This window comes from Streptomyces sp. NPDC091649 (genome assembly GCF_044756785.1).
Lineage (GTDB): Bacteria > Actinomycetota > Actinomycetes > Streptomycetales > Streptomycetaceae > Streptomyces.
In genome coordinates this window covers 327450-352851 of sequence record NZ_JBIVTR010000002.1, presented here as the reverse complement: position 1 = coordinate 352851, position 25402 = coordinate 327450, and the positions used below count along the sequence as shown (strand labels likewise).

Genomic DNA, 25402 nt, shown 5'->3' with positions numbered 1-25402 from the left:
GACCCGCCCGGGTCCCGGCCCCGGCACGACGTACCGGGCACCACGGCCCGGCACGACGTGCCCGCCGGGACGGGGCCGGGCAGGACGGCCCCGTTACGACGGAGCCGGGCACGACCGGGCCATCACGACGGAGCCCGGCACGACCGCGGGGGCTTGGTGTTCGCCGCGCCACCGGGCTCCCCGGCTCCCCGCGCCGCCGGGCTTCACATAACACCGGACCCCGGCGCTCGCACCCCAGTAGGCTCCGCGACCAGCGGGCCCGCAGCACCAGGGCCCCGCACCAACAGGCTCCGCGCACCAGTAAATGGAGAGACGACGAGCATGGCTCCGAGAACGAAGACCCAGCAGCCGCCCGCGCCGCACGCTGCCGACAGCCACGACCTGATCCGCGTGCACGGTGCGCGGGAGAACAACCTCAAGGACGTCAGCATCGAGCTCCCGAAGCGCCGGCTGACGGTGTTCACCGGAGTCTCCGGCTCGGGCAAGAGCTCGCTGGTGTTCAGCACCATCGCGGCGGAGTCCCAGCGGCTGATCAACGAGACCTACAGCGCCTTCGTCCAGGGCTTCATGCCCACCCAGGCGCGGCCCGACGTCGATGTGCTGGACGGGCTGACGACCGCGATCATCGTCGACCAGCAGCGGATGGGCAGCGACCCCCGCTCCACGGTCGGCACCGCCACCGACGCCAACGCCATGCTCCGCATCCTCTTCAGCCGGCTGGGCAAGCCGCACATCGGCCCGCCCGGCGCGTTCGCCTTCAACGTCCCCTCGGTGTCGGCGAGCGGCGCCATCACCGTCGAGCGGGGCAACAAGAAGGCGGTCAAGGCGACCTTCAGCCGCACCGGCGGCATGTGCCCCCGCTGCGAGGGCCGCGGATCGGTCTCCGACATCGACCTCACCCAGCTCTACGACGACTCCAAGTCGATCGCCGAGGGCGCGTTCACCATCCCCGGCTGGAAGTCCGACAGCTGGTGGACCGTGCGGACGTACGCGGAGTCGGGCTTCCTGGACCCGGACAAGCCGATCGCCAAGTTCACCAAGAAGGAGATGCAGGACTTCCTCTACCGGGAGCCGACCAAGGTGAAGGTCGAGGGCGCGAACCTCACCTTCGAAGGGCTGATCCCCAAGATCCAGAAGTCGTTCCTCTCCAAGGACCGCGAGTCGATGCAGCCCCACATCCGGGAGTTCGTCGACCGGGCGGTCACCTTCACCACCTGCCCCGAGTGCGAGGGAACACGGCTCACCGAGGGCGCACGTTCCTCGAAGATCAAGAAGATCAGCATCGCCGACGCCTGCGCGATGGAGATCCGGGACCTCGCGGAATGGGTCCGCGGCCTGCACGAGCCGTCGGTCGCTCCGCTGCTCGCCGCCCTCCAGCAGACCCTCGACTCCTTCGTGGAGATCGGCCTCGGCTACCTCGCCCTGGACCGGCCCTCGGGCACGCTGTCCGGCGGCGAGGCCCAGCGCGTCAAGATGATCCGTCACCTCGGCTCCTCGCTCACCGACGTCACGTACGTCTTCGACGAGCCCACCATCGGGCTGCACCCGCACGACATCCAGCGGATGAACGACCTGCTGCTGCGCCTGCGGGACAAGGGCAACACCGTGCTCGTCGTGGAGCACAAGCCCGAGGCCATCGCCATCGCGGACCACGTGGTCGACCTCGGACCCGGGGCCGGCACGGCAGGAGGCACCGTCTGCTTCGAAGGCACCCTGGAAGGGCTCCGCGCCTCCGACACCGTCACCGGCCGCCACCTCGACGACCGGGCCGCCCTCAAGGACGAGGTGCGCAAGCCGACCGGCGCGCTGGAGATCCGGGGCGCGACCTCGCACAACCTCCGCGACGTCGACGTCGACATCCCGCTCGGCGTGCTCACCGTCATCACCGGCGTCGCCGGCTCCGGAAAGAGCTCGCTCGTCCACGGCTCGATCCCGGCGGGCGAGAACGTCATCTCGGTCGACCAGAGTCCGATCCGCGGTTCGCGCCGCAGCAACCCGGCGACGTACACGGGCCTCCTCGAACCCATCCGCAAGGCGTTCGCCAAGGCCAACGGCGTCAAGCCCGCCCTGTTCAGCGCCAACTCCGAGGGCGCCTGCCCCACCTGCAACGGCGCGGGCGTCATCTTCACCGACCTCGGCATGATGGCGAGCGTCTCCAGCCCCTGCGAGGACTGCGAGGGCAAGCGGTTCCAGGCGTCGGTGCTGGACTACCACCTCGGCGGCCGTGACATCAGCGAGGTCCTCGCGATGTCGGTCACCGAGGCCGAGGAGTTCTTCGGGTCCGGCGAGGCGAGCATCCCGGCCGCGCACAAGATCCTGGCCCGCCTCGCGGACGTCGGCCTCGGCTACCTGAGCCTCGGCCAGCCGCTCACCACCCTGTCCGGAGGCGAACGCCAACGCCTGAAGCTGGCAACGCACATGGGCGAGAAGGGCGGCGACCGCCAGGTCTTCGTACTCGACGAACCGACCACCGGCCTGCACCTCGCGGACGTCGAGCAGCTCCTCGGACTGCTGGACCGGCTGGTCGACTCCGGAAAGTCGGTGATCGTCATCGAGCACCACCAGGCGGTGATGGCCCACGCCGACTGGATCATCGACCTCGGCCCCGGCGCCGGCCACGACGGCGGCCGGATCATCTTCGAGGGCACCCCGGCCGACCTGGTCGCGGCCCGCTCCACACTGACGGGCGAGCACCTTGCGGAGTACGTGGGGGAGTGAGGCCGCGCCTTCGGGCCGCCTACTGGGCCTCTCCGTCCGACCTCCGGGTCAGGCGGAGAGGGCCCCGCCCTTGACCGCGTCCACGAAGGACGTCCAGCCGGTGGCGGGGATGAGCAGGGCGGGCCCGCCGGGGACCTTGGAGTCGCGCACGGGGACGGCGGTGGGGTGGTGGTCCTGGACCTCTAGGCAGCTGCCGCCGTCGCTATTGCTGTAGGACGACTTGCGCCAGCCACTGAGGGACGACGTCGCGGGGGTGGTCTCGCTATCCATGATCTCTGTAGCCCTTCGATGTCGCCTTCAGCGCAGCCAAAGACTCCTTCAGCGACAGCGCGTCGCTCAGGGCGAGAGTGTAGTTGCCCTGGAGTGCCTCAACCACGGACGGCGAATCGTGCAATCTCCCCACGCGCACCCCTTCGCTGTAGGCGATCGGAGGCTGGTCCTCGAACCACATCAGCGTCAACATGCCGTTCAGCAAAGGGTGGTGTCCGAGCTCCAGCGGGATCACATGCGTGCGGATGCGTTCGGATTCGGTCAGACCGATGATGTGGTCGATTTGTTCGGCCATGATCGCGGCCCCGCCGACCGGACGTCGCAGCACTGCCTCGTCGAGCATGGCCCAGACCACGGGTGACGTCGGATTCTGGAGAATCTGCGCGCGCTTCAGTCGAGTGACGACCGCCCTGTCACATTCGGCTGGGCTCAGAGGGGGGAACGTCCTGCCGAGTACACAACGCGCGTACGCCTCGGTCTGGAGAATGCCTGGAATGAGGGAGGGCGCGAATTCGCGGATAGACGTCGCTTGTTGTTCCAGGTGCTGTACCGGTGCGAAGTAGTCCGCGACTGCGTCGGTGTCTGCTCCGGGCCGGAAACTGGTGAGCACATTGCCGGTGCCCAGCGCCCTGTCGAGCCGCTGGGCGTCCTCCTCGCTCGGCACGCGGCGTCCGGCCTCGATGTGCGAGATATGCGACCGCGTCATGATTGCCAGGCCCGCGAGCTGCTGCTGGGTCAGTCCGGCTGCCTCCCGCTGGGCCTTCAACCATGTGCCATAGGTATTACTCACAGCCAACTCCCGTGAGACGAACGCGGTGTCACCACAAACCCTCTGGCGAGCCTAGCCGCGCCGCTCGCACTCTGTGAGTGGATCGCTACGCAGCGAAGAATCCACCCCCACCGCACACGGAGTTGACGCCCTCATGAAAGAACAGCCGTTGGACGCCGTTCGCTTGCTCCCTTGGGCCGGAACGGCAGGCAGGCCGTGCTACGTCGTGGGCAACGGCGACGGCAAGGTCTCGCGCGAGGCCGACAAGGTCGAGGCCATGCAACTCGGCATGGCGTACGAACTCCTCGACCACGCCGACGACCTGGTCGAGGACGACCGGTCCACGGCGGTCCAGCTACGCCACGTCGCCGCCGCGCTGGCGCACTCGCTGCGGGACGTCCACCGGGTCGCCCGGAGCCGGGGCCTGAGGCTGGGGATTCCCGATGCCTTCGAGCCTGGTCACCCGTCCGGCCCCGGGCTGGTCCGGCTGCGACCGTGAGGCGGCACGTCGATGAACACGGCTGTGCCGCCGTCGCCCGGCCGTGACGGGGAGGGCGGGCGGCCCACCTTTCGGGGGAGGCCCGCCGCAGGGATGCACAGGAATGTGCGGGGTGGGCGGGTGGTGCCCCGTCAGGGCGTGATGCGGTCGCGCAGCCAGGTGCGGATGCCGCTGAGCGCCGTCGCGGCCAGCGCGGTGGGGTGGCCGGTGAAGCCGTGGGGGGACTCGGGGTAGACGCGCAGCTCGACGTCGTTGCCGGCCGCCGACAGCCGTCCGGCCAGCGTCAGGTTGTCCTCCAGGAGCACGTCCTCGCTTCCCACGACCAGCAGCGCCGGAGGAAGCCCGCTCAGGTCGGCGTAGAGCGGGGAGATGTCGGGCAGGGTGCGGTCGGCGACGTGGCCGGCGTAGGCGTGGATGAAGTACTCGTCCGCGATGCGACGGCCGCCGGGTGTGTGCGCGCTCACGTCGTAGGCGCCGAAGCGAAGGGCGGCCCCGGCGAACCGGCCGGCGACGCCCCGGTCCCGTAGCCGGAGCAAGGTGGCCAGCGCGAGCGTGGCTCCCGCCGAGCTTCCGCCGATGGCGAGCCGGGAGGTCCCGAACCGGGCCTCGGCGTTCTCGACGAGCCAGAGGGCCGCGGCTTCGCAGTCGTCGGGTGCGGCCGGCCAGGGGTGCTCGGGGGCGAGCCGGTAGTCGACGCCGACGACGGCGATGCGCAGGGCTTCCGCGAGCTCGCGGTGGCGTTCGTCGCCCTGTGCCGCTGAGCCCATGTAGAAGCCGCCGCCGTGGATGCCCAGGTAGACGGCCCGGGGCCGGCCGCCGGCGGGCAGGAAGATCCGGACGGGAACGCGGACCCCGGCGGCCTCGACCGTCTCTTCGACGGCGGGCGGGACGGCGGCACGGGGCACGGGCTTCTTCGCTCGTGCCGCCTTCAGCTCCTCGAACGAGGCGGGTCCACGGCCTGCCGCCCTCGACCGGTAGAAGGCGCGAGCCTCGGCGATCTGCTCGGCGGGTACGTCGACCAGCAGTGCTTCCAGTGCGAATCGCACGCGTCGCTCCTCATCCGTTCGGGTCTCGCCCGGATGCTATCGGCGCCGCCGCGAGGCCAGTCGGCTCTGCCCCGGGGCCTGGTGGGACGCCAGTCGCGCGCGGTCGTGACCGGTGCGGGGACAGGCCGTTCTACGCACTGTCAGGTCGTGATATTTTCCTTCCGCTGTGCACTGCTGCGAACCGAGGAGGTGAGACCGATCAACACATCGACACGTCGGGCCTCCCTCCCCCGCACGGCCTAGGGACGCCCGCAGAGGCATCCCGAAAGGCACGAACCGCTATGCGCTTCATCTCCGAGACGTCGTCCGACGGCGTCCGTGAACAGCTCTTCACCCTCGACGAGATCCCCGGCGCGCTGTGGACGCCGGAGGACGCCGTGGGCACGCGCCCGCTCGTCCTGATGGGACATGGGGGCGGTCAGCACAAGAAGGCCCCCGGCATCCTCGCCCGTGCGCGCCGCTTCGTGACCGCGTGCGGTTTCGCGGTCGTGGCGGTGGACGTCCCCGCCCATGGCGACCGGCCGAAGGTCGAGGAGTACGACCGGCTCGTGACCGAGAACCGGGCTCGTGCGGAAGCCGGTGAGGAGATGGCTCCGCTGATCGCCGAATTCCAGGCGCTCGTGGCCCGCCGGACCGTGCCGGAATGGCGGGCGGTCCTGGACGCGGTCCAGGGGCTCCCGTACGTCGGCGCCGGCCCGGTGGGCTACTGGGGGGTCTCGCTGGGGTGCGGACTCGGCGCCCCGTTCGTCGCCGCCGAACCCCGCGTCCGTGCGGCGGTACTGGGTCTGGGCGGGGCGCCGGCCACGGCCGGGGCCGCTGCGCGGATCACGGTCCCGGTGGAGTTCTTGGTGCAATGGGACGATGAGCGCGTGCCGCGGGACCACAGTCTGGCGCTGTTCGACGCCTTGGCCTCCCCCGAGAAGACCTTGCACGCCAACCCGGGCAAGCACGGGGAGATTCCGGCATTCGAGCTGGAGAGCACGCTGAGGTTCTTCGCCCGGCATCTCGGCTGATACTGCCGCCTGCCGCCTGCCGCCTGCCGCCTGCCGCCTGCCGCCTGCCGCCTGCCGCCTGCCGCCTGCCGCCTGCCGCCCCCACGCCCCGGCGTCGACGGGTGGCCGGGATCAGGCCGGGCGGCGGGCCATCCACGTCTCACGGGTCGACCGTACGACGAGGTCGTCCCGGTGGCGTACGTCCTCGGGGCCGCCGTCGATGAGCCGGTCCAGTGCGGCCAGGTCCTCGGCGGAGACGCGTCCGTCGAGAGCGCCGCGGATACGTTCGAAGACGAGGTAGGCGTACCGGCCGGCCCCCTCGGGCAGCGGGGCACGCAGCTCCCACGGCTCGGCGCGTTCCTGCTCGACGGAGAAGCCCGCGGACGCCAGCAGTGAGCCCCAGTCGGCGCCCCGGTGCGGCAACCGCTCGGCATGCAGGCCGTCGAGGGCCTCACGGCAGCGGGCCTCCAGCGCGCCGGGTTCGCCGTCCTCGGGCAGGAACGTCGGCATCCCGTCCATCTCCGCGACAGCCAGCAGCCCTCCGGGGCGCAGTGCGGCGCGGATGCCGGCGAGGGCGGTGGCGGGGTCGTCCAGGTGGTGCAGGGATGCCGACGCCCAGACGAGGTCGGCGTCGACGACTCCGGGCAGCCCGGCTCCGGCGTCGGCCTCATGGGTGTGCACCCGATCGCCCAGCCCCCGCTCACGGGCTGCCGAGGCGAGCCGCTCCAGCATTGCGGGGGAGCTGTCGACGGCGGTCACCCGGGCGGTCGGGAACCGCTCCAGCAGGGCGAACGTGCCGGTCCCGGTGCCCGAGCCGAGGTCGACGACGGTGCGGACGCCGTCACCGGTCAGGCAGGCGGTACGCCTGGTGAGCGCGGTCAGGTGGGGCGCGAAGAGGGCGGCGTCGAGGTCGAGGATCTCGGGGAGACCGTTCGACGGCCCACCGGATGCGTGGTCGTGGTCGTGGGTGTGCGAAGAGGGTGCCGTATGCCCGTGCTGGTGCTGGTGCTGGTGCTGGTGCTGAGGTCCGTGAGTCATGCGATCGAGCCTACGGGGACTTGCGCGCGCTGCATGGAATCTTGCCTAGAACGCAAGAAGGTGGCATCGGGACCTGCCTCGTACGCATGGAAGAGACGGTGCGGGGGAGCGCCGGTCCGTCCGATCGCGCCGGGCATCGTTTTGGGGCGTCGTTCCGGGGCCGGGCGGATGTGCAACCGTCCCGGCCCGGGGCCCGCGCCGGCACTGAGCTGTCGAGTGCTGAACGGCCGGCGGGGTCGGCCGGTTGTCAGTACCCCCCTCTATCTTGATGACATGAAGATCACCGAGCGGGCATTGACGGATGCCTGGCAGCGGACGGCCGTGCGACACGCGCTGCTCGACGGGGTCGGGTTGCCGCCCATGGCTTTTTCGGCCGACGAACTGGAGGAGCGGGCCGACCGGGCCGAGCGGGCCGGGGAGACGGAGGAGAACGGCCTGTGCCTGCTGCTGGACGAGGACGGTACGGTTCGCGGCCATCACGGCCCCTACCAGGAGGTCTTCGCCACCGGCGACCTCGAACAGGTGCTGTATCTGATCGCCGAGACCGCGATACGTCGGCGCGACGGCAGCCTTGAGGCGGTGGCCGACGCGCTGGGCCGGATCGATCCTGCGTGGGGCAGACGGTTCCGCAGCGGTGGTCTGGACGACACGGGGACCGTCGAGGCGTGCGGGCGTGACCCGCTGGACGGATTCGCCTGGATAGCCGAGTCCTGGTGCGAGCAGGACCCGTACACGGAGCTGGCCTTCTTCCGCGCGACACCCGGGCAGGCCGTCGACGCGGAGCGGCTGGCCGCGCTGTACGGGGCCGACCCCGCGCAGCTCGCGGCCGGTACGCGCCTGAAGGACCTGCGGGCCGTGGACGGCGGCCGGGCCCACTGGGACCGCCAGTGGGAGAGCTGCTGTTTCGGGCAGGCGGGCGAGTGGACATACCTGCTCTACCACGACACGCCGCCGGGGTCCTTCGCCGACAAGGAGGCGTACACGGCGCTCGGGATCAAGGAGAGCGTGCAGCTGTCCGCCACCTCCGCGAAGGCCATCTACAGCTTCGACTACACGCGGGACGGCCGCCGCGTCGACGACGACTGGGGCATGCTGGAGCTGATCTGGTACGAGCGCGGCCGCGCCCCCTATCGGCGGGGCGGTGAACTGGACTTCCTCAACAGGGCGTTGCGCCGTGCCGAGCTGGACCACCCCGAACTGACGAGCACGTTCCAGCTGTACTTCCACGCCCTGGAGGAGTCCCTCGGCCTGCGCCTGCCGCGCCGGGACTTCGCGGAGGGGGAGGTGCGGGCCGCGTACTGGGCCGCTGGTGGACGCCCCGGCACAGCGCCGGAAGCGGCTTCCAAGGAGAGTGGTCGACCGTCGTAGGTCAGATCCACCATGGGACAGCCTGAGCCGAGTCTTCCCTGACGGACGGTGCGCACGGCGAGCACGGGGTTCCTTTGTCGCCGCCGCATGCCGAGGGGCGGCTGCGGAATGCGCACCGGAGTGGCCGGGGCACCAAGGGCCGGGACGCCAAAGGGCGTCCGGGTTCACGCCCGGCGGGGGCGTGTCCAGTCGTGGCTTTCGCGTACGACGGTGAATCCGGCCGATCGGTAGAGCGCGACAGCCGCCTCATTGCCGGCCGTGGTCAGAACGGCCACCGCGCTCGCGCCCCGGTCGGTGAGGGCCGCGCAGGCGCCCAGCACGGCGTCGCGGCCGTAGCCGTGCCCCCGGTGGTCCGGATGCGTGCCGACCGGTTCGAGCAGTCCGCACCGGCCCGGGCCCGCGAACCAGCCGGTCGCGGCGGAAGCGGGGTCCCCGGCGGGGGTGCGGACGAGGGCCTCCACGGCCAGGTGGCCGGCCGGGGACGCCTTCATCGTGCGCCAGTGACCGATGCTGAACGCGGATCCCGCGAAGGCGGACCGCTGCACCAGCACCCGGTCGTCCGCATCGCCCTCGCCGACCGGCGCGGCACGGCCCGGCACCGGCTCCGGGCCCCTGGTCAGGAGGAGCCAGGTCTCGTCGAGGTCGGGCCCCCAGCCCCGCACGGGCAGGCCGTCGCACCAGTCGTTGCCGGGTACGAGCAGGTCCTCGGCGTCCGCCGCGAGCGCCCCCAGGTCCGCGCCCGGAGCGGCGGTGACCCGGAGGACGGGGCCGTCGAGGAAGCCGACCGCCACGGGCGCCGGACGGCCGGTCCCGGTGCCGATCGGTGTGCCGGCCGGGGCGGCGCCCTGTGCGGCATCCCGCGCGTCTGCCGGCGCGCCGGCCCGTGTCCTGCTGGGCGCCTCGGCCGGTGCGTCGGCCCGTGTCCAGCCGGGTGCTTCGGCCGGTGCGTCGGTCCAGAGGAAGACGGTCGCGTGGTCCAGCCTCAGGAGCCAGCCCACGTCGCCGGGATGGAGGCCGCCGCCCGGGGCGTCGGAGGGCGTCCACGCGCACAGCGCGCGCAGCGCCGGGCCGATGTCGGCAGGGGCCAGGCGGTGCCGTGTGAGTGAGGCCATGAGCGGGACCCTAACCAGCCCGCCAGGGGGGCGCGAAGATTTTTGGCCTCCCGGGTCCTCCCCGCCCCGCGTGCTCCCGTGCCCTCCCCGCCCCGCGTGCTCATCTCTGCCGCAACGCGAACCACAACTCCGCCCGTACGTCCATGTCGTCCAGGTCCATGCCCAGCAACTGGCCGCACCGCCCCACGCGTTGACGGACGGTGTTGCGGTGGACGGCGAGGGCCACCGCCGTACGGTCCCAGTTGCCGTGGAGGGAGAGCCAGCACCGCAGGGTGTCGGCCAGCGGTGCGGTGAGCGGGGCGAGGAGGGTGCGGGCGTGGGCGGCCGCCTGTTCGGGCGGGACCAGGGCGGCGAGGCCGCCCGTGGGCGCGTCCACCGTCAGCGGGGCGCGGGTCGCCCGGGCGTGGGCCAGGGCGCGGGCGGCCCGGGCGTCGGCGGCGTCGAGACCGGTCACAGGGGTGGGGGCGGACGCGCCGAGCGTCCAGCCGGGCTGGGCCTCGATCCGGCCGGGCTCCTGGCCGGGGCCCAGCAGCACCCGTACCGCCTCGCCCTCCCCGCGTCCCGCGTCGATCAGGGCCGTGCCCAGCGACGCGCCCAGGGCCCCGACGGTCAGCACGTCCGCCGGAGCACCGTCCGTACGGCGGGCGTGGACCACCGTCCACAAGCCGGGGGAGCCGGGCGATCCGCCGGAGCCGGCCGATCCGCCGGAGCCGGGTGGGCTGACTGAGCCGGGGGCGCCGCCCGAGGCGCCGGAGCCGAGGAGCGGGGCCACCTCGTCGGGGGACGCGCCCAGGAGCATGCGGACCAGGGCCGCCGACCGGCCCGCCGCGTCCGCGCCCTGATGCGGAGCCGCCAGGAGCGACAGCAGGACCACCGCGATGCCCGCCACCGTGTGATCGCCGGGCTCCCGCCGCCGGGTCGCGAGCGCCAGGACCAGGCCCTCGCCGCCGCCCAGGGCGTACGCGGCCAGGTGCGTGCCGTCGTGGGAGTCGGTCGCCGAGGCCGGGGAGGCGGGGCGCTCCCGGGCCACCACCCCGGCCAGCCGGATCAGGGCCGCCGATGCCTCCGGGTCCACGCGGCGGCCCGCCGCGTGGACCTCCTCGCCCCGTGCCGTCAGCAGGGCCGCCCGGCCGCCGAGCCGCGCCGCGAGCTGGTGGAGGACCGCCGGTACGGGATCGGGACGGGCCGCCGCCGTCGCCAGGGCCTGCTGGGCGCCGGCCACCCGGCGCAGCTCGCGGTGGCGCGCCTCCGCCATCAGCCGCCACACCGCCCGCGCGATCGTGGTGAACGGAGTCTGCGGCGGCACTTCCAGCAGCGGCAGACCGTGCCGGTCGCACGCCTCGATCAGCGACCGCGGCACCGTCTCGTGCACCGGCCGCACACCGAATCCCAGCGCCGCCGCCCCGGCCTCCACCAGCCGGCGGACGTAGCGGTCCGGGTCCGTCAGCAGCACCCCGGCGCTGAGCAGCAGCTCGCCGCCGAGCAGATACGGGTACGGGTCGGCCATCTCCGAGGTGTGCACCCAGAGCAGGTCGGCGTCGGCCGGGCCCGCGATCCGGCGCAGCCCCAGTTCCTCCCTGGCCAGCAGCTCCGCCAGCGGGATGGGCGGCGTCGGCGGGCCGGCCGGCGGGAGCGGAGCCGGCGTCGGGGCCGAAGCCGAAGCCGAGGTCGGGGCCGGGTCCGGTGCCGTGATCGAGGCAGGGGGCGGGGTGGGAGCCGGTGTGGCTCCTGCGGGAGAATGCGGCATGGACGGTTCATCCATTCAGAGCGTCGCGAATGGAGGAAACGTACACTTCAGCGTCGGCTTCGGGCCACCTAACGTCTTCCCTGCACGTCCAACCGTTCGTGCGGGACAACGGGACAACGGGACAACGGGACAACGGGCCGAGGCGCGACGGGACGGGGCGAGACGGGCCGCCGCCCCCCGGCCGGACGAGCCCGGGCCCGCCCGGCGTCCCGGGCCGGGCCCCGGCGTCGAAGGGCGAGGCCGGCACCGGACGAACCCGGCGGCGCACCGCGTCCCCGCACACTTGACACCGTACGAAACCCGAAGGAAAGGCACACCACCCATGAGCAGCACCGATGCGCCGCGCGGCCCGATCGACTCCTCCCGCGTCCCCCGCTACGCCGGGCCCGCGACCTTCGCCCGGCTGCCCCGGCTCGACGAGGTCGGCCGTACCGACGTCGCCGTGGTCGGCGTGCCCTTCGACACCGGGGTCTCCTACCGGCCCGGCGCCCGCTTCGGCGGCAACGCGATCCGTGAGGCGTCCCGGCTGCTCCGCCCGTACAACCCGGCGCAGGACGCTTCCCCGTTCGCCCTCGCGCAGGTCGCCGACGCCGGGGACATCGCGGCCAACCCGTTCAACATCAACGAGGCCGTCGAGACGATCGAGGGCGCGGCCGACGACCTGCTGGGCACCGGCGCACGCCTGATGACCCTCGGCGGCGACCACACCATCGCCCTGCCGCTCCTGCGCTCCGTCGCCAAGAAGCACGGGCCCGTCGCCCTGCTCCACTTCGACGCGCACCTGGACACCTGGGACACCTACTTCGGCGCCGAGTACACCCACGGCACCCCGTTCCGCCGGGCCGTCGAGGAGGGCATCCTCGACACCTCCGCCCTCTCCCACGTGGGCACCCGCGGCCCGCTCTACGGCAAGCAGGACCTGACCGACGACGAGAAGATGGGCTTCGGCATCGTCACCTCCGCCGACGTCATGCGGCGCGGCGTCGACGAGATCGCCGACCAGCTCCGTCAGCGCATCGGGGACCGGCCGCTGTACATCTCCATCGACATCGACGTCCTGGACCCGGCGCACGCCCCCGGCACCGGCACCCCCGAGGCCGGCGGCCTCACCTCCCGCGAGCTGCTGGAGATCCTGCGCGGGCTCTCCTCCTGCCACCTGGTCTCCGCCGACCTGGTCGAGGTCGCCCCGGCGTACGACCACGCCGAGATCACCTCCGTGGCCGCCTCGCACGCCGCGTACGAGCTGACGACGATCATGTCCCGCCAGATCGCCGCGGAGAAGGATGCAAAGGAAGCCGAGGACGCCAAGTGAGCCACGACCACGACGACCGGCCGCGGCTCACCGCCGCCCAGGCCGTCGCCGCACTGCGTCCGCCGCCCGGCCGCAACGGCGGCGACCTCGTCGCCGAGTCCCTCCAGGGCCTCGGCGCGACCACCGTCTTCGGGCTGCCCGGCCAGCACGCGCTGGGCACGTTCGACGCCCTGCGCCGCTCCTCCCTCCGGTACGTCGGGCTCCGCGTCGAGAACAACGCGGGCTTCGCCGCCGACGCGTACGGCCGGATCACCGGCGAGGTGGCGCCCCTGCTGCTGTCCACCGGCCCCGGCGCGCTCACCTCGCTCGCCGCGCTCCAGGAGGCGGCCGCCGCCTCCGCGCCCGTCCTCGCGATCTCCAGCCAGATCCCCACGCCGGGGCTCGGCGGCGGGCGGCACGGCTATCTCCACGAGCTGCGCGACCAGCAGGCCGCCGTCCGGGACATCGTGAAGTCCGTCCACACCGTGCGGACCGCCTCACAGATCCCCTCCGCGATCGCCGCCGCCTGGGAGTCCGCGCTGAGCGCCCCGCACGGGCCGGTCTGGGTGGAGATCCCGCAGGACGTGCTGCTCGCGGAGACGACGCTGCCGGTCGTCAGCGCCATGGACGCCACCCCGCGCGAGCTCTACCCGCGCCCCGAGCTGACGGTCGCCGCCGCCCACCTGCTGTCGAACGCCGAACGCCCGGTGATCATCGCGGGCGGCGGAGTCGTCCGCTCCGACGCCTCCGGCAAGCTGCGCGCGCTGGCCGAGAGGATCGACGCACCGGTCGTCACCACCTTCGGCGGCAAGGGCGCGTTCCCCTGGGAGCACCCGCTGTCGCTGCGCTCCTGGCTGGAGGACCGGCACACCACCGACTTCCTGGAGGACGCGGACGTCCTGCTCGTCGTCGGCTCGGGGCTCGGCGAACTCTCCTCGAACTACCACACCTTCCGCCCGCGCGGCCGGGTGATCCAGATCGAGGCGGACGCCGGGAAGCTGGAGTCCAACCATCCCGCGCTCGGCATCCACTCCGACGCCCGCGAGGCGCTGTCCGACCTCCTGGAGGCCGTCGACCGCCGCGAGGACTCGGACGCGGCCGAGCGGGTCCGTACGGTGCTGGAGAAGGTACGGGCCCGGATCGACGCCCAGGACCTCGCCCTGGAGCAGCGGGTCCTCGCGGCCGTCCGCGAGGCGCTGCCCGACGCCGCGCCCAGCTTCTGGGACATGACGATCCTGGCCTACTGGGCCTGGTCCGCGTTCGACGCCCGGCGGCCCAACACCATGCACTCCGCCCAGGGCGCGGGCGGCCTCGGCTACGCCTTCCCGGCGGCCATCGGCGCCGCCGCCGCCGACCCGACGAAACCCGTGCTCGCGGTCTCCGGCGACGGGGGCGCGATGTACTCGATCGCGGAGCTGGCCACCGCCCGCCAGTACGACCTGCCGCTGACCTGGCTGATCGTCGACGACGGCGGCTACGGCATCCTGCGCGAGTACATGACGGGAGCCTTCGGCGAGTCCATCGCCACCGAGCTGTCCCGCCCGGACTTCGTCGCGCTCGCCGAGTCCTTCGGCGTCCCCGCGGTCCGTACGGCACCGGAATCCCTCGCCGCCGACCTCGGCAAGGCGCTGGCGGCCCCCGGGCCCTCGGTCGTCGTGCTTCCGGCGCTGCTGCGGATGTTCGAGCCGACACACCTGTAGCGGGCGCGCCCGCCCGCGGCCCCCGGACGCCCCCGGCCACCGGACCCGCTCGCCGCCCCCTTGGCCGCGGCGGGATGAAATCCGCAGCCCCGGGCGTTGGTGCCTTGCGGTAGACCGGGTGGATCACCAGGTCTGCCGCAGGACCGGCGGACAGGCCGACGGACAGGCCGAAACGGGAGGCAACGCGTGACGGGCGCAGACCAACAGGGGTGGGGCCGGCGGCTGGCCGGGTACGCGTGGCGGTACCGGCGCAACGTCGTACTGGCTCTCGGCTCGTCGCTCGCCGGAATGGCCGTCATGGCCCTCGTGCCGCTCATCACCAAGGTGATCATCGACGACGTGGTCACCGACCACACCCGTTCGCTCGCGGTCTGGACCGGACTGTTCATCGGCGCGGCCGTCCTCGTCTACATAGCCACCTACATCCGCCGGTACTACGGCGGCCGGCTCGCCCTGGACGTCCAGCACGACCTGCGTACGGACATGTACGCGACGATCACCCGGCTCGACGGGAAACGCCAGGACGAGCTGTCCACCGGCCAGGTCGTCGGCCGGGCCACCAGCGACCTCCAGCTGATCCAGGGGCTGCTGTTCATGCTCCCGATGACCATCGGGAACGTGCTGCTCTTCGTCATCTCCCTGGTGATCATGGCGTGGCTCTCCCTCCCGCTGACGCTCGTCGCCCTCGCCGTCGCCCCCGCCCTCTGGTTCATCGCCCGCCGCTCCCGTACCCGCCTCTTCCCCGCCACCTGGTACGCCCAGAGCCAGGCCGCCGCCGTAGCCGGAGTCGTCGACGGGGCCGTCTCCGGCGTCCGGGTCGTCAAGGGCTTCGGCCAGGAGGACCAGGAGACCGGCAAGCTCCGCGCGGTCGGGCGCCGGCTGTTCGCCGGGCGGCTGCGCACCATCCGGCTGAACTCCCGCTACACCCCGGCCCTCCAGGCGGTGCCCGCCCTCGGCCAGGTCGCCATGCTCGCCCTCGGCGGCTGGCTGGCGACGCGGGGCGAGATCACCCTCGGCACGTTCGTCGCCTTCTCCACCTACCTCGCGCAGCTCGTCGGCCCGGTCCGGATGCTCGCCATGGTCCTCACCGTCGGCCAGCAGGCCCGCGCCGGCGTGGAACGCGTCCTGGAGCTCATCGACACCGAGCCCTCCATGAAGGACGGCACCAAGGAGCTGCCCGCCGACGCACCGGCCGGCATCGAGTTCGACGACGTCCGCTTCGGATACGCTGCGCCGCGCTCCCCCTCCGCTACGGACACGGACCTTGGAAGCGGAGCCTCCGAGCGGCCCGTCCTCGACGGCTTCTCGCTCACCGTCGAACCCGGCGAGACCGTCGCCGTCGTCGGCGCGTCCGGCAGCGGCAAGTCCACCGTCTCGCTCCTGGTGCCCCGCTTCTACGACGTGTCCCACGGGGCCGTCCTCATCGGCGGCCACGACGTCCGCGAGCTGACCCAGGCATCCCTGCGCTCCGCCATCGGGCTCGTCCCCGAGGACAGCTTCCTCTTCTCCGACACCGTCCGCGCCAACATCGCCTACGGCCTCCCCGACGCCACCCAGGAGCAGATCGAACAGGCCGCCCGCGCCGCCCAGGCCCACGGGTTCATCTCCGACCTGCCGAAGGGGTACGACACCACCGTCGGCGAGCACGGGCTCACCCTCTCCGGCGGCCAGCGCCAGCGCGTCGCCCTGGCCCGCGCCATCCTCACCGACCCCCGGCTCCTCCTGCTCGACGACGCGACCTCCGCGGTCGACGCCCGCGTCGAGCACGAGATCCACGAGGCCCTGAAGCAGGTGATGGCGGGCCGCACCACCCTGCTCATCGCCCACCGCCGCTCCACCCTCCAGCTCGCCGACCGCATCGCCGTCCTGGACGGCGGGAAGCTCGCCGCGGTCGGTACCCACGAGGAGCTGGAGCGCACCTCCGCGCTCTACCGCCGCCTGCTCACCGACCCCGACGAGCTGGGCGGCGCCTCGCCCGGACACCAGCCGCCGAGCGCCGGGGCCGCCCCGGAGGACGACCGCGCCCTCCAGGAGGAACTGGACGCCGAGTTCGACGCGGAGCGCGGCATCACCCCCGAGCTGTGGATCCGCAAGGAGGAGGAGCGGGACACCACGGTCGCCGGTATGCCCGCGACGCCCGAACTGCTCGCCCAGGTCGAGGCGCTGCCGCCGGCCACGGACACGCCCGCCGTCGACGAGGCCGCCGCCGTGCGGGCGGAGGACTCCTACGGGCTGCGCCGACTGCTGCGCGGCTTCGGCGGGGCCCTGCTGATCAGTCTCGGACTCGTCGCCGTCGACGCCGGCATGGGTCTGCTGCTGCCGGTCCTGATCCGGCACGGCATCGACGAAGGCGTCACCCAGGTCTCGATCGGGGCGGTGTGGGCGGCCTCGGCGATCGCGCTCGTCGTCGTGCTCGTCCAGTGGGTGGCCCAGACCGGCGAGATCCGGATGACCGGCCGGACCGGCGAGCGGGTGCTCTACTCGCTCCGTCTGAAGATCTTCGCCCAGCTCCAGCGCCTCGGCCTCGACTACTACGAACGTGAGCTGACCGGGCGGATCATGACCCGGATGACGACGGACGTGGACGCGCTCTCCACGTTCCTCCAGACCGGCCTCGTCACCGCGTTCGTCTCCGTGGTCACCTTCTTCGGCATCATGGCCGCGCTGCTCGTCCTGGACGTCCAGCTCGCCCTCGTCGTCTTCGCCACCCTGCCCGTGCTGATCATCGGCACCGTCTTCTTCCGGCGCAGCAGCGTCAAGGCGTACGAACTGGCGCGGAACCGCATCAGCGTCGTCAACGCCGACCTCCAGGAGTCCGTCTCCGGCCTTCGCATCGTCCAGGCGTTCGGCCGCGAGCGCGACGGGGCCGCCCGCTTCGCCGAGCGCAGCGACCACTACCGCCAGGCCCGGGTACGCGGCCAGTGGCTGATCTCCGTCTACTTCCCGTTCGTCCAGCTGCTGGCCGCCGTCGCCGCCGCCACCGTCATGATCGTCGGCGCCGGGCGCATCGACAACGGCACCCTGACCACCGGAGCGCTGGTCGCCTACCTCCTCTACATCGAGTTGTTCTTCGCCCCCGTCCAGCAGCTGTCCCAGGTCTTCGACGGCTACCAGCAGGCGACCGTGTCCCTCGGCCGCATCCAGGAGCTGCTGCGCGAGCCCACCTCGACGGCCGACCCGGACGAGCCGCTCGACGTGACGTCGCTGCGCGGCGAGATCGCCTTCGAGGACGTCTCCTTCGCGTACGGCTCCGAAGAGGAGGCCCTGAGCGGCATCGACCTGCGCATCCCCGCAGGCCAGACGGTGGCGTTCGTCGGGGAGACGGGGGCGGGCAAGTCGACCCTGGTCAAGCTCGTCGCCCGGTACTACGACCCCACGGCCGGCCGGGTCACCGCCGACGGCACCGATCTGCGGCGCCTCGACATGAGCGCCTACCGGCACCGCCTCGGCGTCGTCCCGCAGGAGGCGTACCTCTTCGCCGGCACGGTCCGCGACGCCATCGCCTACGGGCTGCCCGACGCCACCGACGCCCGGGTGGAGGCCGCGGCCCGCGCGGTCGGCGCGCACGAGATGATCGCCACGCTGGAGGACGGCTATCTCCACGAGGTCGCCGAGCGCGGCCGCAACCTCTCCGCCGGGCAGCGACAGCTCATCGCGCTGGCCCGCGCCGAGCTGGTCGATCCGGACGTCCTGCTCCTGGACGAGGCCACCGCCGCCCTGGACCTCGCCACCGAGGCCCTGGTCAACCAGGCCACCGACCGGCTCACCGGCCGCCGCACCACGCTGGTCGTGGCCCACCGGCTCACCACCGCGGCGCGCGCCGACCGGGTCGTGGTCATGGACCACGGGCGCGTCGTCGAGGACGGCACGCACGACGAACTGCTCGCCCGGGACGGGCACTACGCCCGGCTGTGGCGGGTCTTCATCGGCGAGGGCATAGGGGAGGACGAGCCCGCGGGCGTCTGACCGGCCCCGGGCCCCCGCCGGTCGGCGCAACCTCCAGCGGGTCCGCTGCGTCGTAACCAGGGAAGCGGGGGCGTGGACAGACGTCAGGTGGGGGAGAGCGTGTTCGACATAGCGGCGGTGGCGGCCGTGCCGGAGGGACCGAAGGCTCCGGGGAGCCGCAAGCGGCTGCTGGTCCGCCTCCTCGTCCTGCCGCTCGTGGCCGGACTCGTCCCGCTGCTCGGCGCTCCCGGTGCAGCCCAGGCCGCCGCCGCCTGCTCCGGCCGCCCGGCGAAGACGGTCGGGTTCTCCACAGGGGAGCTGCGCGTCTACAAGAGCCGCGCCCACGTCTGCGCGGTCACCGTCGCGAAGAAGCCCGGCAAGCGGCGGACGATGAGCGTCACGCTCCAGGCGCGCGGCGGACGCGCCGTCTCTGACAAGGGCTCGTACACGAGGATGGCCGGCCCGGTGACGGTCAACGCGCTCAACCGCTGCGTACGGGCGACCGGCGCGATCGGCAAGAAGTCCGCCTCCACCGGGTGGATCCTCTGCTGACTTCTTCACAGCCACGGACAACCAGGTCTGGCGTGGCGTGTGTTGCCCCGATAAGTTCACGGCGACTGTTGTGAATCAAGGGGAGGGTGCATGCGCAAGGCGCTCACAGGGGTTCTCTCGCTCGCTGTGCTCATAGGCACGGTCGGAGCCACGGGGGCCTCGGCCGGTGCGGCCACCGCCGCGGAGCCGGCCGCGAATCGGAGCAGCGGCGCCGCCGGAGGCGGCGAAGCGAGCGACGAGGACATCAAGGACCGCATCCTGGCCATCCCGGGCATGCGTCTGATCGAGGAGAAGCCGTACGCCGGCTACCGCTACTTCGTCCTCGACTACACCCAGCCGGTCGACCACCGGCGCCCGTCCAAGGGCACGTTCCAGCAGCGTCTCACGCTGCTGCACAAGGACGTGAGCCGTCCGACGGTCTTCTTCACCAGCGGCTACAACGTCTCCACCAACCCGAGCCGCAGCGAGCCGACGCAGATCGTCGACGGCAACCAGGTCTCGATGGAGTACCGCTACTTCACCCCGTCCCGGCCGGCCCCGGCCGACTGGTCCAAGCTCGACATCTGGCAGGCCGCCAGCGACCAGCACCGGGTGTTCACCGCGCTGAAGAAGATCTACGACAAGAAGTGGCTGGCCACCGGCGGGTCCAAGGGCGGCATGACCGCCACGTACTTCGAGCGCTTCTACCCGAAGGACATGGACGGCGTCGTCGCGTACGTCGCGCCCAACGACGTCGTGGACAACGAGGACTCGGCGTACGACCGGTTCTTCCGCAACGTCGGCACCGAGGAGTGCCGCGACAAGCTGGCCGGTGTGCAGCGCGAGGCGCTGATCCGCCGCACCCCGCTCCAGAAGAAGTTCAAGGAGCTGGCCGCGTCGCAGGGCTGGACCTTCAACACCGTGGGTTCCCTGGACCGCGCCTACGAGGCCACCGTCATGGACTACGGCTGGGCGTTCTGGCAGTACAGCCTGCTCGCCGACTGCGTCGACATCCCGGCCGACGCCGGCAAGGCCACCGACGACGCCATCTGGGACTCCGTCGACATCATCTCCGGCTTCGGCGCCTACGTGGACCAGAGCCTGGAGAGGTACACCCCGTACTACTACCAGGCGGGCACCCAGCTCGGGTCGCCGGACATCAAGCAGCCCTGGCTCCGCAAGCTGAGCCGCTACGGCTACCAGCCCCCGCGCAACTTCGTGCCCCGCTCCATCCCGATGACGTTCGACCGGGGCGCGATGCGGGACGTCGACCGCTGGGTCAAGCGCAACGCCCGGCAGATGATGTACGTCAACGGCGAGAACGACCCGTGGAGCGCGGAACCGTTCCGCCTGGGGCGCGGCGCGAAGGACAGCTACGTCTACACCGTCCCCGGCGGCAACCACGGCGCGAAGGTCTCCGGACTCGTGGCCGACGAGAAGGCGAAGGCCACGGCCGCGATCCTGCGCTGGGCGGGCGTCGCCCCGGCGGCCGTCGAGGCCGACCCGAGGAAGGCGAAGCCGCTGGCGAAGTTCGACACCAGGCTGGACCGGCGCAACGGCGAGATCGAGCGCGACGAGGCCACCCTGCGCCCGTAGGGCTCACGCGGCCGAGGGGCCGCGGCGCCCCGTGGCCCGGTCGGCGGCGGGCGCCCGCCGGTCGCCGTCCCCGGTGACCGGCGGGCACGCGGACGTACTCCCGGCGCGGCCCGCCGGACCGGGGCGGCGCCGGGTGTACGGACGCCTGGCGTCCGCGGCCGGATGCCCGGGGCGTCCGGACACGCCCTAGTACGACAGCCCGTGGCCCACCGGATACAGCACCTGTGCCGGGTCGTCCGCGCGCTGCACCGGGACCGGGAGCGTGCCCCGCGGATCGGCGCGGCCGGCGATGACCCGGGCGGCGGCGCGCAGTTCGACGTCGGTCCAGGAGTACGCGGCGAGGCTCGCCGCGACACCGGCGTCGGTGAGGTGGGCGACGTCGTAGGGATTGCGCACGGCGACCGTGACCACCGGGACGCCGGTCGACACGAGCGCTGTGACCAGGGCGCGTTGGGAACTTCTCGCCGTGACGTTGTACGTCGCCACGACCACCGCGTCCCGGCCCTCGGCGGCGCCGACCGCCTCGGCGATCTTCGCCTCGCTCGGGGCCGTGCCGGTGGACAACGCCCGTGCGGTGAAGCCCAGTTCACCGAAGGCGTGCGCCAGTGTGCTGGTCGGCGGGCCCGTCGTCCCGGAGGGCGACGCCGGATCGGCCCCCACCACCAGCAGGTCGCGGTGGGTGCGGCGGGAGAGCGGCAGCGTCCCGCCCGGGTCGGCGAGCAGGGTCGTCGTGCGTTCGGCGATACGGTCGGCGGCGGCCCGGTGGGCGCGGCTGCCGACCGTCCGCTCCACCCCTCGGTGGCTGACGAACGGGTCCCGGAACAGGCCCAGCCGGCTTTTCAGCCGCAGGACGCGCAGGAGCGATTCCTCGATCCGGGCCTCGCTGATTTCGCCGCTCCGCACCGCGTCCAGGACCGCGTTCCAGGCGACGGAGAGCTTCGGGGGGTTCAGCAGCTGGTCCACGCCCGCCAGCAGCGCGAGGACCGGCACGCGGTCGTCGCCGTACTTCGTGCGCACCCCCTCCATGCCGAGCGAGTCGGTGACCACCACCCCGTCGTAGCCCAGTTCCTCGCGGAGGATGCCGGTGAGGATCGGCCGGGAGAGCGTGGCCGGGTCCTCGGACGGGTCGAGCGCGGGGACCACGATGTGCGCGGTCATGATCGAGTCGATGCGGGCCCGGATCGCGGCGCGGAACGGCGGGGCGTCCAGCTCCTCCCACTGCGTGCGGGTGTGGTTGATGACGGGCAGGCCGGTGTGGCTGTCGGTGCTGGTGTCGCCGTGTCCGGGGAAGTGCTTGGCGGTCGAGGCGACGCCCGCGCCCTGGTAGCCCTTCACCTGGGCCGCGACCAGGGCGGCCACCGACTCGGGGTCGGAGCCGAAGGACCGTACGCCGATGACCGGGTTGGCCGGATTGACGTTGACGTCGGCGTCCGGCGCGTAGTTCTGGTTGATGCCCAGCGCGGCCAGTTCCGTGCCCGCGATCCAGGCGGCCCGGCGGGTGTCGGAGCGGGAGCCGCCCGCGCCCAGGGCCATCGCGCCGGGCAGCAGCGTGGCGGGCTCGCCGACCCGGCAGACGATGCCGTGTTCCTGGTCGGTGGAGACGAGCAGCGGCAGCCGGGAGCGTCCGGCGAGCGCGGCGCGCTGGAGGCCGTTGGAGAGGTCGGCGATCTGGTGCGGGTCGCGGGTGTTGTGCGCCCAGGTGAAGTAGATGATGCCGCCGACGTGGTACGTGGAGATCAGCTCGGCGGCGGTACGGACCCCGAGCTCGGCGAGGTTCGCGTCGATGTCGGCCTGGTCGGGGTCGGTTGCGGAGTGTCCGTAGACCCGCGTCACGAAGAGCTGGCCGACCTTCTCCTCCAGGCTCATCCCGGCGATGATCCGCCGCAGCCGGCGGTCGGTGGAGGCGTCGGCGGAGGGCGTGGAGGCGGCGGAGGGGGCGGCGAGGACGCCGGTGGCCGCGGCCGCCGTGGCGGCCGCGGTGGCGGTGAGGAGGGTGCGTCTTGAGGTGCGGTGGGGCACGTGAGCTCCTTCCCGGGGTGAAAGAAACTTTCGAGAAAGTAGGCTTATAGGGAAAGTAACTTCCGGTCAAGAGGGCGGGCCGGGTCCGCGGCGCTGCCCGCTCGAACGGATGGGGACCCGGCCCGCGGTCGGCGGTGATCCGCCCCGCGAGGACATGACGAGGCGTCAGCCGACGCTGAGGAGCAGCACGGTGTTGTGCCCGCCGAAGCCCAGCGAGTGACTGGCGGCCAGACGCACGGTTTGCTGCCGGGCCGCCCCGCTCACCACGTCGATGCCTTCGGTGGTCGCGTCCGGCGTCGTGAAGTTGGCCGTCGGCGGCACCGTGCCGCGGGCGATGGTCAGGACGGTCAGGGCCGCCTCGATCGCGCCGGCCGCGCCCATGGTGTGCCCGAGGACGCCTTTGGCCGAGGTGACCGTCGGCGGTCGGCGGGCGTACAGCTCCCGGATCGCCGTGGCCTCCACCGCGTCGTTCAGCGCCGTGCCCGTGCCGTGGGCGTTGACATGGTCCACGTCGTCGGCGGAGCGGTCCGCCGAGGCAAGGGCGCTCCCGGTCGCCGCCCGCAGCCCGGCGCCCCCGGGATGCGGGGCGGTCGGGTGGTACGCGTCGCCGGAGGACCCGTGCCCGGCGAGGAGGGCCAGCGGGCGGGCGCGCCGCGCCTCGGCGTGGCTGCGGCGCTCCAGGACCAGGACCCCGGCGCCCTCACCGAGGACGAACCCGTCACGGTCCCGGTCGAACGGGCGCGAGGCCCCGAGCGGATCGTGGCCGCGCCGGGACAACGCGCCCGTCTTCGCGAACGCCGCCGCGCACAGCGGGGTGACCATGGCGTCGGTCCCGCCCGCGACGGCGATGTCGCACAGCCCCGCACGCAGCAGCAGGGCCGCCGTGATGATCGCTGTCGCCCCCGAGGCGCAGGCGGTCGACGTCTGCAGCGAGGGTCCCGTGGCACCGAGTTCGAGGGCCAGATGTCCGGCGGCCATATTGGGCAGGAAGGCGGACAGCGTCATGGGGGAGAGCGCGCCCGGACCGGAGGCGAGCAGTCTGCGGTGCTGCGTCTCCAGGGTGCCGATGCCGCCCGCCGCCGTCCCCACGACCACCGCGACCCGCTCCGGAGCCCACTCCGCGGCGTCCAGCCGCGCGGCGGCCAGGGCCTCGCGGGCGGCGGTGAGCAGGAAGAGGGTCCCGGCGTCGAAGCGCCAGAGCCGCCCCGGACCGCGAGCCGTCGGCGGCACCCGGCAGGAGATCCGGACCGGGACGTCCGCCAGGGCCGGGTCCGTACGGGCCGCCGGCCGCCCCGCGCACACGGCCTCCCAGGTCGCGACGGCGCCGGTGCCGCCGGGCGTCACCAGCCCGGTCCCGGTGACGGCGATCTGCTCGCTCACGGTGCTCCCCCGGGGTCCGCGGGCGCCGCGGACGAGCCGGCGGCCAGGTCCGGACCGAGGAGGCCGGCCACCGCGCGTGCGACATCCTCGACGGTGAGGTCGGCGGTCGCGGCGGAGTCGTCGAGCGGGACCCCCCACTCCTCCTGGAGGGTGACGTAGAGCTCCACCACGGCGAGGGAGTCCAGTTCGAGGTCACCGAGGGTGACATCCGGAGTGATCCGCTCCGGGGCGACCTCGAACTTGTCGCCGAGCAGGGACACGAGACGGGTGTAGACGTGTTTCACGAGATGCTCCTGTTGGGGTCGGGGGTGCGGGGGACGGCACCGCTGTCCGGACCGGCCGGATGCTCCGCGCGGGGCGTGACGGAGGGCCAGCTCAGCGCGGCGGCCGCCCAGGTGAAGCCGCCGCCGAACGCGGTGAGCAGGCACCGCCCGCGGGGCGCGAGCGACCGGTGGACGGCGGGGTCGGCCAGCACGAGCGGGATGGAGGCGGCAGCGGTGTTGCCGAGCTCGCGGATGTTCCCGTACCGGTGCTCGCGGGAGATGCCCAGCCGGTCGCCGACCGAGTCGAGGATCCGCTGGTTGGCCTGGTGGCCGATGAACGCCCGCACCGAGTCCGGTGTCCACCGGGCCCGGCGCAGGACGGCGTCGGCGGACTGCGTCATCCGGCGCACCGCGTGGGCGTAGACCGCACGGCCCTCCATGTGGAAGACGTGTGCGTCGGGCGTGGGCGGCGGCAGCCGGAGAGGATGCCGGGCACCGCCCCCGGGGACGGTGATGGCCCCCCGGCCGCTGCCGTCGGCGCCGAGGTCCGTGGCGAGGACCGCGCCCGGCTCGTCCGGCGCCCCGGTGCGCAGCAGCACCGCGCCCGCACCGTCGCCGAAGATCGGGGCGGTCGTCCGGTCCAACGGATCGACGATGGTGGTGTAGGTGTCGGCCGCGATCACCAGGGGCATGGCGCACACGCCGCCCCGCACCAGCCCGGTGGCCACGGCCAGCGCGTACAGGAACCCCGAGCAGACCGCCGAGACGTCGAACGCGGCGATGCCCCCCAGCCCGAGCCGGTGGGCGACCGCCGGGGCGGTCGCGGGGCACGGGTGGTCGGGGGTCCCGGTGGCCAGCAGCACCAGATCTGGCCGGACGCCGCCTGCCGACGCGAGCGCGGCCCGGCCCGCACCGGCCGCCAGGTCGCCCGTGCTCGTGCCCGGGTCGGCGTGGCGGCGGCGCAGGATGCCCGTGCGGTGGTGGATCCAGTCGGCGTCGGTCCGCAGCCCGCCGCGCGCGATCACCGCGTCGTTGTCGACGACGCGCGGCGGGAGGCAGGAGCCGATGCCCGCGATGACGGCGGTGGAGTCGTCGGTCCGCATGCCGCTCCTTCCGGG

19 protein-coding genes are annotated in these 25402 nt (G+C 73.0%); 9 read left to right on the top strand and 10 right to left on the bottom strand.

From position 1 onward, the window contains the following. The first annotated feature begins 321 nt into the window (after positions 1–321). Positions 322–2718 carry an excinuclease ABC subunit UvrA gene (locus ACIQMU_RS06715; protein WP_402688335.1) on the top strand — a complete coding sequence of 799 codons (2397 nt, stop codon included), beginning with the start codon at positions 322–324 and terminating at the stop codon, positions 2716–2718. A gap of 48 nt (positions 2719–2766) precedes the next feature. Here the strand turns inward: ACIQMU_RS06715 and ACIQMU_RS06710 are convergent, their stop codons facing one another. Together ACIQMU_RS06710 and ACIQMU_RS06705 are read right to left on the bottom strand one after the other, a co-directional pair. Beyond that, a complete protein-coding gene (locus ACIQMU_RS06710) occupies positions 2767–2988 on the bottom strand; it encodes a DUF397 domain-containing protein (protein WP_352241762.1) in 222 nt (73 codons plus the stop codon). After that, positions 2981–3778, bottom strand: a complete 798-nt coding sequence (locus ACIQMU_RS06705; RefSeq protein ID WP_402688334.1) for a Scr1 family TA system antitoxin-like transcriptional regulator — start codon at positions 3776–3778, stop codon at positions 2981–2983. Before ACIQMU_RS06705 ends, ACIQMU_RS06710 begins: the two co-directional genes overlap by 8 nt. A gap of 133 nt (positions 3779–3911) precedes the next feature. Here ACIQMU_RS06705 and ACIQMU_RS06700 point away from each other — a divergent pair, with 133 nt between their 5' ends. Continuing rightward, positions 3912–4256: a hypothetical protein gene (locus ACIQMU_RS06700; RefSeq protein WP_402688333.1), complete on the top strand. Its 345-nt coding sequence runs from the start codon at positions 3912–3914 to the stop codon at positions 4254–4256. 131 nt (positions 4257–4387) lie between these two features. Here ACIQMU_RS06700 and ACIQMU_RS06695 read toward each other — a convergent pair whose 3' ends face one another. Further along, positions 4388–5302: an alpha/beta hydrolase fold domain-containing protein gene (locus tag ACIQMU_RS06695; protein WP_352241765.1), complete on the bottom strand. Its 915-nt coding sequence runs from the start codon at positions 5300–5302 to the stop codon at positions 4388–4390. Positions 5303–5583: 281 nt separating this feature from the next. On the opposite strand from ACIQMU_RS06695, the gene ACIQMU_RS06690 reads away from it, so the two are divergent. Continuing rightward, positions 5584–6315, top strand: a complete 732-nt coding sequence (locus tag ACIQMU_RS06690; protein WP_352241766.1) for an alpha/beta hydrolase — start codon at positions 5584–5586, stop codon at positions 6313–6315. Positions 6316–6426: 111 nt separating this feature from the next. Here ACIQMU_RS06690 and ACIQMU_RS06685 read toward each other — a convergent pair whose 3' ends face one another. Continuing rightward, positions 6427–7332, bottom strand: a complete 906-nt coding sequence (locus ACIQMU_RS06685; RefSeq protein ID WP_352241767.1) for a methyltransferase — start codon at positions 7330–7332, stop codon at positions 6427–6429. Between the two features lie 273 nt (positions 7333–7605). Here ACIQMU_RS06685 and ACIQMU_RS06680 point away from each other — a divergent pair, with 273 nt between their 5' ends. Next, positions 7606–8700 (top strand): hypothetical protein, encoded by a 1095-nt coding sequence (locus ACIQMU_RS06680; protein WP_352241768.1) that lies wholly within the window; start codon positions 7606–7608, stop codon positions 8698–8700. A 164-nt stretch (positions 8701–8864) separates the two neighbouring features. Here the strand turns inward: ACIQMU_RS06680 and ACIQMU_RS06675 are convergent, their stop codons facing one another. After that, entirely contained in the window at positions 8865–9812 is a 948-nt protein-coding gene (locus tag ACIQMU_RS06675; RefSeq protein WP_402688332.1) for a GNAT family N-acetyltransferase, read from the bottom strand. 100 nt (positions 9813–9912) lie between these two features. Further along, positions 9913–11559 carry a PucR family transcriptional regulator gene (locus ACIQMU_RS06670; RefSeq protein WP_402688331.1) on the bottom strand — a complete coding sequence of 549 codons (1647 nt, stop codon included), beginning with the start codon at positions 11557–11559 and terminating at the stop codon, positions 9913–9915. A 322-nt stretch (positions 11560–11881) separates the two neighbouring features. Between ACIQMU_RS06670 and speB the strand changes: the two genes are divergently transcribed. The 5 genes from speB to ACIQMU_RS06645 all read left to right on the top strand — a co-directional run bounded on the left by speB (position 11882) and on the right by ACIQMU_RS06645 (position 20622). Then, positions 11882–12871 carry an agmatinase gene (speB, locus tag ACIQMU_RS06665; protein WP_402688330.1) on the top strand — a complete coding sequence of 330 codons (990 nt, stop codon included), beginning with the start codon at positions 11882–11884 and terminating at the stop codon, positions 12869–12871. Further along, positions 12868–14550 carry a thiamine pyrophosphate-binding protein gene (locus ACIQMU_RS06660; protein ID WP_352241772.1) on the top strand — a complete coding sequence of 561 codons (1683 nt, stop codon included), beginning with the start codon at positions 12868–12870 and terminating at the stop codon, positions 14548–14550. The genes speB and ACIQMU_RS06660 overlap by 4 nt, the downstream gene beginning before the upstream one ends. 186 nt (positions 14551–14736) lie before the next feature. Next, positions 14737–18516 (top strand): ABC transporter ATP-binding protein, encoded by a 3780-nt coding sequence (locus tag ACIQMU_RS06655; RefSeq protein ID WP_402688329.1) that lies wholly within the window; start codon positions 14737–14739, stop codon positions 18514–18516. Between the two features lie 165 nt (positions 18517–18681). Continuing rightward, positions 18682–19047 carry a hypothetical protein gene (locus tag ACIQMU_RS06650; RefSeq protein WP_402688422.1) on the top strand — a complete coding sequence of 122 codons (366 nt, stop codon included), beginning with the start codon at positions 18682–18684 and terminating at the stop codon, positions 19045–19047. A gap of 90 nt (positions 19048–19137) precedes the next feature. Beyond that, complete coding sequence (locus ACIQMU_RS06645) at positions 19138–20622, top strand: S28 family serine protease (protein ID WP_352241774.1); 1485 nt, start codon at positions 19138–19140, stop codon at positions 20620–20622. A gap of 186 nt (positions 20623–20808) precedes the next feature. Here the strand turns inward: ACIQMU_RS06645 and ACIQMU_RS06640 are convergent, their stop codons facing one another. The 4 genes from ACIQMU_RS06640 to ACIQMU_RS06625 form a co-directional block, all read right to left on the bottom strand. Next, the gene (locus ACIQMU_RS06640; RefSeq protein ID WP_402688328.1) at positions 20809–22641 is read right to left on the bottom strand and encodes a glycoside hydrolase family 3 protein; all 1833 of its coding nucleotides are present in this window, start codon (positions 22639–22641) and stop codon (positions 20809–20811) included. A gap of 165 nt (positions 22642–22806) precedes the next feature. After that, positions 22807–24021 (bottom strand): beta-ketoacyl-[acyl-carrier-protein] synthase family protein, encoded by a 1215-nt coding sequence (locus ACIQMU_RS06635; protein ID WP_352241776.1) that lies wholly within the window; start codon positions 24019–24021, stop codon positions 22807–22809. After that, positions 24018–24305 carry a phosphopantetheine-binding protein gene (locus ACIQMU_RS06630; protein ID WP_352241777.1) on the bottom strand — a complete coding sequence of 96 codons (288 nt, stop codon included), beginning with the start codon at positions 24303–24305 and terminating at the stop codon, positions 24018–24020. Before ACIQMU_RS06630 ends, ACIQMU_RS06635 begins: the two co-directional genes overlap by 4 nt. Continuing rightward, positions 24302–25387 (bottom strand): beta-ketoacyl-ACP synthase 3, encoded by a 1086-nt coding sequence (locus ACIQMU_RS06625; RefSeq protein ID WP_352241778.1) that lies wholly within the window; start codon positions 25385–25387, stop codon positions 24302–24304. The genes ACIQMU_RS06630 and ACIQMU_RS06625 overlap by 4 nt, the downstream gene beginning before the upstream one ends. Positions 25388–25402 lie beyond the last annotated feature (15 nt).

Bases quoted from the DNA above. Each gene is read 5' to 3' on its own strand.
- ACIQMU_RS06645 (WP_352241774.1), top strand. From the start codon at position 19,138: ATGCGCAAGGCGCTCACAGGGGTTCTCTCGCTCGCTGTGCTCATAGGC.
- ACIQMU_RS06690 (WP_352241766.1), top strand. From the start codon at position 5,584: ATGCGCTTCATCTCCGAGACGTCGTCCGACGGCGTCCGTGAACAGCTC.
- ACIQMU_RS06625 (WP_352241778.1), bottom strand. From the start codon at position 25,387: ATGCGGACCGACGACTCCACCGCCGTCATCGCGGGCATCGGCTCCTGC.
- speB (WP_402688330.1), top strand. From the start codon at position 11,882: ATGAGCAGCACCGATGCGCCGCGCGGCCCGATCGACTCCTCCCGCGTC.
- ACIQMU_RS06715 (WP_402688335.1), top strand. From the start codon at position 322: ATGGCTCCGAGAACGAAGACCCAGCAGCCGCCCGCGCCGCACGCTGCC.
- ACIQMU_RS06710 (WP_352241762.1), bottom strand. From the start codon at position 2,988: ATGGATAGCGAGACCACCCCCGCGACGTCGTCCCTCAGTGGCTGGCGC.
- ACIQMU_RS06670 (WP_402688331.1), bottom strand. From the start codon at position 11,559: ATGCCGCATTCTCCCGCAGGAGCCACACCGGCTCCCACCCCGCCCCCT.
- ACIQMU_RS06700 (WP_402688333.1), top strand. From the start codon at position 3,912: ATGAAAGAACAGCCGTTGGACGCCGTTCGCTTGCTCCCTTGGGCCGGA.
- ACIQMU_RS06680 (WP_352241768.1), top strand. From the start codon at position 7,606: ATGAAGATCACCGAGCGGGCATTGACGGATGCCTGGCAGCGGACGGCC.
- ACIQMU_RS06685 (WP_352241767.1), bottom strand. From the start codon at position 7,332: ATGACTCACGGACCTCAGCACCAGCACCAGCACCAGCACCAGCACGGG.
- ACIQMU_RS06675 (WP_402688332.1), bottom strand. From the start codon at position 9,812: ATGGCCTCACTCACACGGCACCGCCTGGCCCCTGCCGACATCGGCCCG.